General features: G+C 59.4%; 12 protein-coding genes and 1 tRNA gene. 3 read left to right on the forward strand and 10 right to left on the reverse strand.

What is annotated here, in order from left to right:
* Positions 1–67: 67 nt before the first annotated feature.
* The gene (locus LG409_RS11295; RefSeq protein ID WP_186299153.1) at positions 68–1,594 is read right to left on the reverse strand and encodes a methyl-accepting chemotaxis protein; all 1,527 of its coding nucleotides are present in this window, start codon (positions 1,592–1,594) and stop codon (positions 68–70) included.
* Between the two features lie 246 nt (positions 1,595–1,840).
* On the opposite strand from LG409_RS11295, the gene LG409_RS11300 reads away from it, so the two are divergent.
* Entirely contained in the window at positions 1,841–5,059 is a 3,219-nt protein-coding gene (locus LG409_RS11300; protein ID WP_227406687.1) for a putative bifunctional diguanylate cyclase/phosphodiesterase, read from the forward strand.
* Positions 5,060–5,240: 181 nt separating this feature from the next.
* Complete coding sequence (locus LG409_RS11305) at positions 5,241–5,399, forward strand: hypothetical protein (RefSeq protein ID WP_227406688.1); 159 nt, start codon at positions 5,241–5,243, stop codon at positions 5,397–5,399.
* Positions 5,400–5,458: 59 nt separating this feature from the next.
* Here the strand turns inward: LG409_RS11305 and LG409_RS11310 are convergent, their stop codons facing one another.
* From LG409_RS11310 to grxD, 8 genes are read right to left on the reverse strand one after another with little or no spacing between them, the layout of a single operon-like run.
* Positions 5,459–5,917, reverse strand: coding sequence for a YcgN family cysteine cluster protein (locus LG409_RS11310; protein ID WP_227406689.1), 459 nt, complete (start codon positions 5,915–5,917; stop codon positions 5,459–5,461).
* Between the two features lie 42 nt (positions 5,918–5,959).
* Complete coding sequence (locus LG409_RS11315; RefSeq protein ID WP_039182559.1) at positions 5,960–6,541, reverse strand: acyl carrier protein phosphodiesterase; 582 nt, start codon at positions 6,539–6,541, stop codon at positions 5,960–5,962.
* Positions 6,542–6,551: 10 nt separating this feature from the next.
* Positions 6,552–6,845, reverse strand: coding sequence for a YcgL domain-containing protein (locus LG409_RS11320; protein ID WP_096922690.1), 294 nt, complete (start codon positions 6,843–6,845; stop codon positions 6,552–6,554).
* On the reverse strand, positions 6,842–7,975 hold the full coding sequence (gene rnd, locus LG409_RS11325; RefSeq protein ID WP_167385714.1) for a ribonuclease D: 1,134 nt from the start codon (positions 7,973–7,975) through the stop codon (positions 6,842–6,844). Before rnd ends, LG409_RS11320 begins: the two co-directional genes overlap by 4 nt.
* 51 nt (positions 7,976–8,026) lie before the next feature.
* Positions 8,027–8,632 carry a recombination mediator RecR gene (gene recR / locus LG409_RS11330; RefSeq protein WP_227406690.1) on the reverse strand — a complete coding sequence of 202 codons (606 nt, stop codon included), beginning with the start codon at positions 8,630–8,632 and terminating at the stop codon, positions 8,027–8,029.
* A 3-nt stretch (positions 8,633–8,635) separates the two neighbouring features.
* A complete protein-coding gene (locus LG409_RS11335; protein WP_016914346.1) occupies positions 8,636–8,962 on the reverse strand; it encodes a YbaB/EbfC family nucleoid-associated protein in 327 nt (108 codons plus the stop codon).
* Between the two features lie 38 nt (positions 8,963–9,000).
* A complete protein-coding gene (gene dnaX, locus LG409_RS11340) occupies positions 9,001–10,926 on the reverse strand; it encodes a DNA polymerase III subunit gamma/tau (protein ID WP_227406691.1) in 1,926 nt (641 codons plus the stop codon).
* A 32-nt stretch (positions 10,927–10,958) separates the two neighbouring features.
* Positions 10,959–11,309 carry a Grx4 family monothiol glutaredoxin gene (grxD, locus tag LG409_RS11345; protein WP_039182647.1) on the reverse strand — a complete coding sequence of 117 codons (351 nt, stop codon included), beginning with the start codon at positions 11,307–11,309 and terminating at the stop codon, positions 10,959–10,961.
* Between the two features lie 220 nt (positions 11,310–11,529).
* Between grxD and argF the strand changes: the two genes are divergently transcribed.
* Positions 11,530–12,450, forward strand: a complete 921-nt coding sequence (gene argF / locus LG409_RS11350; protein ID WP_227406692.1) for an ornithine carbamoyltransferase — start codon at positions 11,530–11,532, stop codon at positions 12,448–12,450.
* 142 nt (positions 12,451–12,592) lie between these two features.
* Here the strand turns inward: argF and LG409_RS11355 are convergent.
* Positions 12,593–12,668: transfer RNA gene (locus LG409_RS11355), tRNA-Ala, on the reverse strand.
* Between the last annotated feature and the right edge of the window lie 27 nt (positions 12,669–12,695).

Genomic DNA, 12,695 nt, shown 5'->3' on the forward strand with positions numbered 1-12,695 from the left:
CGTTTCGACAGTCTACACAGCTTGGCAACAAAGCAATACGTCACCCGCCATTAAACCATTAACGCTATTACTGTTTATCGGCGATGAAGTCCTTTTCGGCAAGTGCCGTTCGAGGCGTTACAGAAAGTGAAGCCACGCTTCCTGCCACCCTCAGTGGCGGGAGGTGGAAGCCACTCACGGCTTCCAACAGGGTGTCTGCGGTGTTAGAGAGCTTCTCGGCCATCTCATGGGCATCACTGACCGAACGATTGGAGCGTTCCAGTGCATCATGGATTTCGGTAACACTGTGCTCCAGGGCATCAATACCTTGGTGCTGCTGCTGTAGCGCACCGTCTATACTACCCAGCCGTCGAGCGACTTCCGCAAACGAGGCCTCCAGCCGATGCGTGGTCGCACTGGCCGCCTGGCTCTGGGTAACGCCACTGGCAGTCTGTCGGGTAATGTCTTCCACATTGCCTCGAATACGCTCAGCGGTTTGTTGCGTATTGCCTGCCAGTTTACGTACCTCACTGGCGACCACCGCAAAGCCCCGGCCTTGCTCACCAGCACGGGCGGCTTCCACTGACGCATTCAAAGCCAGCAGGTTGGTTTGAAAGGTAATGTGGTCAATTTCAGCCAGCATGCTGCTTATGGAATCTGCCTGTTGGGCCAACTGATGCATCATATCCTGCAGGGCATTTACCTGACGGTCGTTCTCCTCCATGGCGGCCTGCGCGTCCTGCGCAAGTCGGCGGACATGTTGAGACTCCATGGCCGTATCGCGGGTGAGGCCCGCAAGCTGGGTGGCATTGGTGGAGATTTTTTCCGTTTGGCTGACATTGCGGGCAATCTGTTCACTCAGCGTATCTTGAGCACAAAACAGCTGCTCACTGAGTTGGGAAGCCGCCTGAGCGGCCGCCTGGGTCTTGTGCAAGCTGCCTGCGACCTGATCACGCATGGTCAACACAGCGGCCACGGCGGGCAAGCGCTGCTGCTGGGGAGTAAAGGTAGTATCCAGATGCCCTTTGCCTGCCTTGTGGGCAAAGCGGGTGACATGCAGGCCCTCAGCCACCGTGCGCGACAGCACTTTCGCCAAGTAGCCCAGAATGCCGACCTGCACTACCACCGCACCACCGTGCATCAACAGGCAGGCGACCAGCTCAGCGCCCGAATGATCATGATCGTGACCACTCCCCACCATACCGCTGTAGAGATGCACGTACCCCAGGTGTTGCAACCAGCTGAACGCCGCATGATGCAGTGCTACCACGAGACCACCGAAGGCAATCACCCGCCAGTCGCTGTAGAGAATCAGTGCGGCCAGCAGGATGAAGATGCTGAAATGCGCCTCGATCAGACCGCCACTCTGCTCGATGAGCACGGCCGCCCAGCCCATCATGACCGCCGCTTTGATGAAACCGTTGAAAATGAGCCCAGGCCACTTCCATTGTAACCAGGCGGCCAAGGGTAGCGTGGCCAACGCGTAGGCGATGGCGATCCACAGCGTTTGGGTAAACGACCCAACGATAAGGCACAGAGCGCCTATCAAACCAATAGGCAGCCACATGAGACGGTCGGCATGGGCAATATGACGTGCGAAAAGCTGTCGAGACATGAGTCTCCTTCTGTGGGAACAAGGGTCAGGCGAGGATGAGGGGAGCAGACCGAGGGGGACGGCCTGATAATCGGACTATAGAAACCTTGTAACACTTTTTCAATACTCTGCTTTACAGATTTGTCACACTTTACCGCTATTAGATTACACTGAATTGGCCAAGCCGTTGCTTCACCTCTCCGGCTCTCCCGCAGCATAATAAGACTCACAATACTTCCACCTCCTGCTTCAGAAGACACACACCCAATGGATGTACACAATCGTGAGCTGGCCCTGCAAACAGGGCTGCTGATGCTACTGGCGACCACTGTCATCATCGGCGGGGCCAGCCTGCTGTTCGGTGTCATCCCTCATTTGCCGCAACCCCAGGCACTCGCCATCCTTCCGGATAGCGCACTGGTGATCCTGCTGTCCGGGCTGGGCCTGAGTGCGGTGATGGCCAATCTTGCCTACTGGCGGCGGGTGACGTCGGTATCACTGCTACTGCTGTGCCTGTATACACTGGCGCATAATCTCCTGGCGGGGACGTCAGGCCTGTCGCTCTTGACGGGACAGCCCCGTTTACCTTCCCAGGCATTGCCGACGCTGACCCTGGCCGCCTTTTGTTTATGGGTTGGCCCTGTTGGCGGCTGGCAACGGCGCATGTGGCAAACCGGCGGCATCCTGCTCTGGGTCATCGGCATCATCACCTTGGCAGACCAGGCGGGTGCCGCACTGCCCCACTGGCTACCTAGAGCCAGCGCCCTCTTGCCAGGTCTGCTCTGCTTCTCCTTTGGCCTGGCCATGATCATGGTCAGCCGCCACATTCCTCACTTGACCACCTCGCTCAGCAAGACCGCCGTCCTGGCCGGGCTTCTGGGTGTCAGCATCAGCATGGCCAGCTGGTTTCTGATCAGCTGGAACCAGCATCAGAGCGTGCGCACCGAGGCGCACCATATCCTGGAGAGTGTCACGACGAGCGTGGAGAGAGCGCTGACATCGCGCGCACTGGTACTGAAACGCTTGGCTGAACGATGGCAAGGGGTCTTTATCGATGCGTCTTCTCGTCAACGCGAAGTGGTTCGTTACTGGAATGATTACCCCAGTTTCTTGGCCATGGCCTACCTCGACCCTTCCTCACGAGAAACGTGGCGAAGAGCCCAACAGGGAAATGACCTACTCTGGCTGGATGAGCAACTGACAAAGCCAACAGTGCTGCGCTGGCTGAATCAGCAGCGTGCTACCGAACAATGGCTGCTTCCCGACGCAGCCAGACCCGATATCGCGCTCCTGGCACTGATGCCTTCCAGCGAGCCACGATTCCAGCTCGTCGTCATGATAGATATCGACTTTTTGATCGGTAAAGAAACCACCATCGCAGAACAGGCGTTTGCCCTGAGCATTTCGCATGACAACGGGGAAATGGTCAATTTGCGGGGCCTGGACTCGAACCCTGATCACCATGAAGGCACTCCGCTCAGTGAAGAAATACTGCTCCTGCCAGAGGACACGGCTCTCCACCTGAGCCTGTGGCCAAGAGGTTCTGCCAGCTTCGAACTGGGCAATTTCATTGCCGCAGGCGTGGGAATTTCCGGGCTTTTGCTGACCTATCAGCTGGTGCTCAGTTTAGCCCTGATGGCCGCTCGGGCTCAGCGCTCTGTCGAGCTTACCCAAGCAAAGGAGGCATTGGAGGACCAGCATCGGATCCAGGCCATGATTGCACGCGACGAGCCGTACAGCGCAACGCTACTGCAAATATGCCGCCTGCTGGAGCACCAGAATCCTCAGTGGGAGGTCGCCATCTGGCGCCTGGAACCATCGTCAGCACGCCGAATAGAACTGCTTTCGGCCAGCCTCCCCGCCGCGTTGCAGAGCGACCCCAGCCTCAACGAAAGCCTGATGCGCCTGGCTAGCGAGCTGCAATTGCAGCAACGCTCCACCGTGGCATGGAGCCTCGACGAGCCGTCTGCAGAAGAGTTTTCCAGGCTGTTATCGGAATATGGCTATCGACGCGCTTCATTGCACCTGCTGGATGGCAGCTATAGCCATGCCCTGGGAGCGGTGGTGCTGCTATCGAAGCATGCCAACGTGACCTCACCCGATCCCGGCGCCCAAAGCTCCCCTTCACTGCTGGCCAGTGCTCTGCGCCTGATGCGCCTGGCCATCGAGCGCCATAACCACCAGCAAACGCTGCTCTTTCACGCGACCCACGATGCCCTGACGGGGCTGGGCAACCGAGCCCTGTTCGAGGATCGCTTACGTCACGACGTTGCCTTGGCCCAGCGCCACCAGCAGCAGCTTGCGGTACTCTTCATCGACCTGGACGACTTCAAGCCCATCAACGATACCCTGGGTCATGCCGTGGGAGATAAAGTGCTGATTCACGTCGCCAAGCGGCTGGAAGCCATGATTCGCCCCTCCGATACGCTATGTAGACTGGGCGGGGACGAATTTGTCCTGCTGTTACCCGATCTGGTCAACGCCAGGGACGCGGAAGAGGTCGCGGAAAGGCTGCTGGTGGAGTTGGCCAAACCCTATCGCATCGAGCGCCACGAGCTGTATCTTTCAGCCAGTATCGGGGTCGCCCTGAGCGACGAAACGCTGGAACAGCCTGCCGCGCTGCTGCAGCAAGCCGACATGGCCATGTATAAGGCCAAACAGCAGGGCCGCAATACCCAACAGACCTTTACCCATGATATCAATCACAAGCTGACCCAGCGGGTGACCTTGCGCAACGAGTTGCAAGAGGCCATGGCCCAAGAGCAGTTCGAACTGCATTATCAGCCGCTGTTGACGCGTGATGGGAAGGTACACGGTTTCGAGGCCCTGGTACGTTGGAATCACCCTGTCAAGGGCGCCATTTCCCCTGGGTTATTCATCCCTATCGCCGAGGAGACGGGGCAAATCATTGGTTTGAGCGCCTGGGTCATGGAGCGCGCTGCGCGAGACTTCTGCCTGCTGCGCCCCCTGCTCGACGGGCAGCCGCGCGTGGCCATCAATCTCTCGCCGCTGCAGTTTCATCGGCCAAGCTTCTTGAACACCCTCCGCCAGACCCTCACAGAAACCGGCCTCCCCCCTGGCGCGCTGGAACTGGAGCTGACCGAGGGAATCCTGATGAACGACACGGAAGCCGCCATCGAGACGCTGAATGCGCTGCGCGAGCTGGGCGTCAGCATCGCCATCGATGACTTTGGCACCGGCTTCTCCAGCCTGAGCTACCTTCGCCACTTGCCCATCGACAAGATCAAGATCGACCGCAGTTTCATCATGAACATCGACCACCACCGCAAGGATGCCGCCGTGGTCCAAGGCATCATCGCGCTGGCACACCACCTGGATCTGACCGTGGTCGCCGAAGGCATCGAAACAGACGCCCAGCAACAGCAGCTGTTGCTGCTGGGCTGCGATGTGTTGCAAGGCTATCTCCTGGCCAGGCCCATGCCGTTCGACACGCTGAAGTCATGGCTGGCAGAACGCCAAGGCTGACAAGAAGATAGCCTCCTGACGACTTTTTCCTGAAGGCAGCGCTCAGCGCTGCTTTTTTATGCCGATAATTTTTTATGAAAACATTTTCCAAAAAAACTTTTCAAAACGCCTTTCTTTGGGCATACTCGCCCTACGTCTTATAGACCAACGTCTAAAACCACCTCTCCATCAGGAGTCTGTCATGAAATATCAGGAACAATTTCTCACTATCTGGGACACCCCGACCAAGGCCTCCGCACCTCAGCCCAAAGCCGCTCCCGAGGCATCGCGCACCCCGCTGAAAGAGATGTTCTTCACCATCTGGGATAGCGCCAAAAACAAAACCGCCAGCCCACAATAAGGTGAGCCAGCGGAGTCAGCCCTGCCATGGATGGCAGCGCATTGCGTCTTGGTCGGCAGTCAGGTCATGGGAATGACCGCAATGATATGCTCTTCGAGATGCCGTTCCGGCACCTCATCCTGCGATACCGCAAAGCCTCTGACGCTTACACCCTTGCGATGCACGCGCTCAGCGTCGTTGCTCAACAAGGGATGCCATCCCGCCAACTTGCGCCCTTCGGCCACCCTGCGGTAGCCACAGGTGTGCGGCAGCCAGGTAAACTCTTTTACCAGCGCTGGCGTCAGCTGTGTGCAGTCCGGCACGCTGGCAAAGCGATTCTCGTAATTACTGCATTGGCAGCTGTGTAGATCCAGCAGGCGGCAAGCAACGTTCAGAATGGCCAATTCCTGAGTGTCATCGTCATGCAGCTTCAATAGGCAGCACTGGCCACAGCCATCGCAGAGCGCTTCCCACTCTGGCGCGGTCAACTCCTCCAACGAGTAGCGCTCCCAGAAGCGCTCACGCAACGTGGTTTCCATGTTCGGTTCTCTCTCGGGTAGGTGCATGATCGCCGACGCCGATCAATGGGCGCTGGTATCGTTGCCGCTGCTGGTCAAGTGCGCCTGACATTCGCGCCACAGCACGCTGAAGTCAGCCTCAAGAAGGGCGTAATCATCGTATAGCCAAGGGACCAGCTCGGCCAAACGGTTCGGGCCTGTCAACCGCTTGCCGATGCCTGCCACGGCCTGACAGGTGAAGTCGAAATCCGCATAGCGGCGCAGCCAGTCCTGCTCGACCAGTACGGGCATCATGGTGGCCAACCGTTGGGGAGCAGGCCTGGCCGACAGCAGCTGATAACAGCGCTCGATGAGCTGATGCTGCCGCTCACCCGCTTGCTGCTGGGCAATGAAGTGATCCCACACCAGGTCGAGGGCAATACCGGCATAGCGGCGCTGCTGCCTAGGCGCGCGTTGACGCGCAGCCAGTACCCGAGGGTGCTGATCCACCCAGGCATCCACACGGCGGTGATGGCGAATGCCGTCCGCCACGCTGGCCGGCCAGCCGGAGAGATCACTGCCCTTGACCCCATCGGCAATCAGGTTGCCATAGAGAAAACCATCGTTGCCGGGGCGTGCCAGCCAGGCATGGGCCAAAAAATTCATTCTGGCATCATCACGAGCGGCTGGCAGATTCAGCGCGGTGCAGGTCCAGCAGGTACGGCTCCTTGGCGGGGGGCATCTGCAGGTAGAACCCCTGCTCTTCAATGGCCGCCATGACATCGCGGGCGGCCACACGTGCCAATGACTTCTCCTCGGTCAGGATCATGGTCAGCACCGGGACGGGCTTGCCGAAAGTCGCCATCAAGGCCTCGGGCACGTCTACCATGCCCTTGCGCTTGTCCACGTAAAGGTACATCTCTTCTTTTCGTGAGCTTCTGAAAATTTCGCAAAGTAGCTTCTCGCTCATTCCGACGCTTCCTCTAAGGCTCGTTGAAGGTCCTGACCCAGGCAAACTCCGCGCCAACCGTGCAGTTCATCGAGCGGCTCCCCGGCCATGGCCTGCATGACCAGCGCTTCGATATCACGACGACGAAGCAGCATTTCCGGCGCAATCCCCAAGGCCGCCGCTTTGTCCGCCACGACCTGTTTGATGGCCTTGAAGCGTCGCTTGAAGGGCGGCTGCATGGGGTCAGGCCAACGGGCAGGCAGGGCACTTTCAGCACAGTGTTGCGCCTGCTTCACCCACCCCAGCAAGGCATCGCCCTCTTTCTTGACCAGTGGTGGCTTGACGCCCTCTACCTCTGCCAGTTCATAGCGATTTGCAGGCATTTTTTCGGCCACGGCAAACAGCAGCTTGTCACTGACCAGCCAGTTGCGTGGCAGGTCACGCCGCCGGGTTTCACCTTCTCGCCAGATGGTCATCAGACGATAGGCTTCCAGCTGGCGTGGCGTCAGGCGCCACAGCTGACGCTGGCGGGTGTACCACTGGCCGTCGCTCTCTTCGTCACGACCCGCTTGTTCGATGAGTGATGCACACTCTTCCTCGACCCAGCCAAGCCGCCCTGACTCAGCCAACTGGATGGCCTGGCGCTTCCAGACCTGAAGCAGGTAGGTCACGTCCAGCGCCGCATACTCGCATTGAGAAGCCGTCAAAGGCCGCTCCAACCAGTTGGAGCGAGTCTCTTCCTTGGGCAGCGTGTCACCTATCCAGTGCTCCACCAGCTTCTGATACCCCATTCCCGGGTTCTCACCCAGAAACGCTTGCGCCACTTGGGTATCGATCAGCGGCGTCGGAAGCGTTCCTGCCCAGTGCTGAAATACTTCTAAGTCTTCACTGCAAGCATGCAGCAGCTTAGGCACCTGGCTTTGCAGAAGAGCCTTGAAAGCGGGCGTACAAGGGGTCACCAGCGGGTCCACCAGGTACGCTTTTTCCCCTGCGGCAAACTGGATCAGTGCAGGCACGGGAAAGAAGGTGTTCTCACGAAAGAACTCGGTATCCAGTGCAATGACCTCTGCGCTGGCCACCTGCTGGCAGGCGGCATCCAGCGCCTCGGCGCTGTCGATCCATTGGTACAAGGAGGAGGTTGAAGAGGACAATTCGGGTTTCCAGGTTGTCACAACCGCCTTGGCGCTTGCGTTTTATCCGACTTAATCGCTAGCAAAAGGCTGACGACCGTTAAAGGCACGACTCAAGGTGCCACCATCCACATACTCGAGCTCTCCCCCCATCGGGACACCGTAGGCGAGGCGAGAAAACGCCACACCGTACTGAGCAAGCTGGGCTGCGATGTAATGCGCCGTCGCCTCGCCTTCTACCGTAGGGTTGGTGGCCAGCACGATCTCGCGAATGTGCCCTTCGGCCACTTGGCTTTCCAACAGCGCCAAGCCCAAGGCATCAGGGCCTACACCATCCAGCGGTGAAAGGTGACCATGCAGGACGAAGTAGCGACCCTGAAAACCGCCCGCCTCTTCGATGGCGAGCTGATCCGCTGGCGACTCGACCACGCACAGCAAGCTGTCGTCGCGGCGCGGGCTCTCGCACAAGGCGCATATGTCGGCCTCGGTCAGCGTGCGGCAGTGCTGGCAATAACCCACGTCTTCGATGGCACGCAAGATCACCTCGGCAAGCCGCTGCCCGCCGGGGCGCTCACGCTCCAGAAGGTGCATCGCCATGCGCTGGGCCGTCTTGGGCCCAACGCCGGGCAGCACACGAAACGCATCCATCAACTGCTCTACGAGGGGGGAAAAGCGCATGGATCAGAACGGCATCTTGAAGCCAGGCGGAAGGTTAAGGCCCGCCGTTGCCTCTTCCATTCTGGCTTTCGAGTTGGCTTCTACCTTGCGCACAGCGTCGTTGACGGCCGCGGCCAGCAGGTCTTCCAGCAACTCCTTGTCTTCCTCCATGACGCTTTGGTCGATGGCCACGCTGATCACATCGTGGCGGCCGTTCATGACGACCTTCACCATGCCAGCGCCAGCCTCACCATGCACTTCTGCCTTGGCGACCTCTTCCTGAGCGCGCTGCATTTTTTCCTGCATTTCCTGGGCTTGCTTCATGATGTTGCCCATTCCGCCTTTGAACATGCGGTGATCTCCTGAGTGATATGACTGAAGTGATAGGGTCAAGAGTGCGATGCGGGTTTTACCGTCGACTCAATCAGCGTAGCCCCAAAAGCGTGACGTAACTTCTCAATATTGGGGTCACGATAAAGTAGATCAACCGCTTCGGCATGTCGCTCCTGCTGGAGACGCTCTTCCTGCTGCCGCGGGGTCTCGATTCCCGTGTCCAGCGCCGCTACCTTGAAGTGCACTGTTCTGGGCAACCCAATCCCGTTCAACGCGCGCTCGATGCGCTGGTTGTGCACCTCAGCCTGCATGGCCGACTGCGATGGATCCAGGCGCAGCACCAGCGTGGCGCCATCATCGCTTTCCACCTGACAGTGTGCCGCAAGGTTACGCGTCAGCCCCCCCAGGCCCAACGCATCAAAGCAGCCCAGCCACCCGGCCTGATCCAACGGGCCTTCCAACGAGGGTGAAGATGGCGAGGAAACCATCGGCTCTTGGTGAACTGGCTCTGGCTCTGGCTCTGGCTCTGGCTCTGGCTCTGGCTCTGGCTCTGGCTCTGGCTCTGGCTCTGGCTCTGGCTCTGGCTCTGGCTCTGGCGAGAGCATGGCGGCCTGATTCACTTCGTCAAGCGACCAGGGGGGCGGCTCCTCTGCTGGCTGTGCCACAGCCACGTTACTTTCTGGTGGGCGACTCTCTGATGCGTTTTGGGGCGGCTCAGCAGATACCCGCGCAACAGGTGTTTGCGGCGGTGCAGCCTGCGCAGCGGGCGGCGCAGGCTCAGGCTTTTTTGGCTCGCTCTCAACGGCCGCAGCCTCGGCCGCGGGCTCAATGACCGGTTCACGACGCAGCGGCAGCGGCACCGTGGGTGGTTTTGGAACCCCCTGCGGGCGAAACGCCAGCATCCTCAACAGCGTCATTTCCAGCGCGCTGCGCAAGTCGGGCGCATGCACCATGTCGCCTCTTCCCTGGATACCGATCTGGTAGTAAAGCTGCAGATCTTCGGCGGTAAAGCGCCCGGCAAGCTGCTGAATCTGGGCGCGGTCACCGTGACTGTTATCCACCGCGTCAGGCACCATCTGGGCAACGGCCAGCCGGTGCAAAATGGCGGTCAGCTCATCCAGCACTGCGGCAAAGTCCGGCCCCTGCTCGGCGAGCTGAGCAACCTCCTGCAGCAGCTGTTGAACGTCCACGTTCGCCAGCGCTTCTACCAGCGCCAGTACGTGGCGATGATCCAGCGTACCCAGCATGGCCGCAACATCGCCATGGCGTACCGCCCCCTGACCAAAAGCAATGGCTTGATCGGTCAGGCTCATGGCATCACGCATCGAGCCCGCAGCGGCTTTGCCCAGCAGCCAAAGCGCACTCTCGTCGTATTCGACGCCTTCTTCACCCAGCACGAAGCTGAGGTGTTCGACTACCCTCTCAGGCGGCATGTGCTTCAGAGTGAACTGCAAGCACCGGGAGAGCACGGTGGCAGGCAATTTTTGCGGGTCAGTGGTCGCCAGCAGAAACTTGACGTGGGGCGGGGGTTCTTCCAGTGTCTTCAGCAGCGCATTGAAGCTACTGGTCGACAACATGTGCACCTCGTCGATCAGGTACACCTTGTAACGCCCTTGGGTAGGCGCGTACTGAACGTTGTCCAGCAGCTCGCGGGTATCTTCGACCTTGGTTCGCGACGCGGCATCGACTTCGATCAGGTCGACGAAGCGCCCCTGGTCAATCGCCTCACAGCTGGGGCACTGGCCACAAGGTGTCGACGTGACGCCCTCGTCACCACGGCCTTTGGCCGTGCAGTTGAGGCACTTGGCCAATATCCGTGCCAGGGTGGTCTTGCCGACGCCCCGCGTCCCCGTAAACAGGTAAGCGTGGTGCAAACGCCCCTGGTCAAGAGCATTGACCAGGGCGCGTTGGACATGGGCCTGCCCCACAAGCTCGTGAAATGTGCGTGGCCGCCACTTGCGGGCCAGAACTTGATAGCTCATGGAGCAAAACTTCCTTGGGCGCTGTTCTTGGGTTAGGCGTCAGTGCCGTTCTCAGCAGCGCCTGCACGCTGGGCAGCTTCTTTGATCAACTTCTCGAGATCGCCACTCTGGTGCATTTCCATCACGATATCGCATCCACCGACCAGCTCGCCTTCTACCCACAGCTGCGGGAAGGTGGGCCAGTTGGCAATCTTGGGCAGTTCGGCGCGAATATCAGGGTTATCCAGCACGTTGACGAAAGCGAAACGCTCGCCGCAGCTCATCAGCGCCTGAACGGTCTGTGCAGAAAAGCCACACTGCGGCAGCTGAGGCGTGCCTTTCATGTAGATGAGAATCGGGTTTTCAGTGATTTGACGCTGGATATTGTCAGCCGTGGTGCTCATAGGATGCTCCTCGATAAAAGATGTGGTCTCTTCCAGTGTACGCAATTCGGCCACTGGCTTTAACCCTGCGACCGGGTAATCGTCAGTCTTGACCATGCGCGTCAATACCTGAGCAAACGACTCGGTCATATTGCGTGGCGGATATTCTACGCATGCCGCTTGCGTTGCGCATCCCCTGCGGCCTCGCTAGGATGGTGTTTTTGCGCGGAGAGACGTCATCATGGCGACACGCCATTTCCTTACCCTGCTGGATTTGACCCCTGAAGAGCTGGACTATCTGATTCAGCGCGCCATCAAGATCAAGACGGACCTCAAGGCCAACGGACCGGTTTACACGCCGCTGCCCAACCGCACTCTGGCGATGATTTTCGAGAAGTCCTCCACGCGAACCCGTGTTTCCTTCGAGACCGGCATGGCCCAGTTTGGTGGCCACGCCCTGTTTTTGTCTCCGCGCGACACCCAACTGGGCCGCGGCGAGCCCATCGAAGACACCGCCCGCGTGCTGGCCGAAATGGTCGACGCGGTGATGATCCGCACTTTCTCCCATGCAGGGCTGGAAGCGTACGCCAGCGCCAGCAGCGTGCCCGTCATCAATGCGCTCAGCGACGACTACCACCCTTGCCAATTGCTGGCAGACGTCATGACCTGGACCGAGCTGCGCGGCAGCGTCAAGGGCAAGACCGCCGCATGGATCGGTGATGGCAACAACATGTGCCACTCGTGGATCAATGCTGCCCGCCAGTTCGGTTTCCACTTGAGAATTTGCTGCCCGGAAGGCTACGAGCCCCGCGACGACATCATGCAAGCCGCCGGCGACTGCATCACTCTGTTGCGCGACCCACAGCAAGCCGCTCAAGGCGCTGACCTGATCACCACCGACGTCTGGGCCTCTATGGGCCAGGAGCAGGAACAGGCGAAGCGAGAGGCCGATTTTACGGGCTTCCAGGTAACGGAAGCGATGCTCGACAGCGCTAACGCGGACGTCCTGTTCTTGCACTGCCTGCCGGCACATCGCGGCGAAGAGATCAGCCAAACGCTGCTCGATGACCCGCGCTCGGTGGTCTGGCAAGAGGCAGGCAACCGCCTGCACGCACAAAAAGCCTTGATCGAGTTCCTGCTGCTGGGCAAGGTCGACGACTAGCCCACAGCGGCGCCCGCTCACCCATGAACGGGCGCCGATAGCAGCGCAGCGATAGAAAGAGTTCAAATGAGAGGCTACATGACAGTCAAAATGACAGGCAAAACGAAAAGCACCGCGTAAGATACGCGGCGCTTCGAAATCTTGGTGGAGCCTAGCGGGATCGAACCGCTGACCTCAACACTGCCAGTGTTGCGCTCTCCCAGCTGAGCTAAGGCCCCACATGCTGCCATTGCGGCAGCGGTGCA

Source organism: Halomonas sp. NyZ770 (assembly GCF_020616575.1).
In the GTDB taxonomy this organism is placed as follows: Bacteria; Pseudomonadota; Gammaproteobacteria; order Pseudomonadales; family Halomonadaceae; genus Vreelandella; species Vreelandella hamiltonii.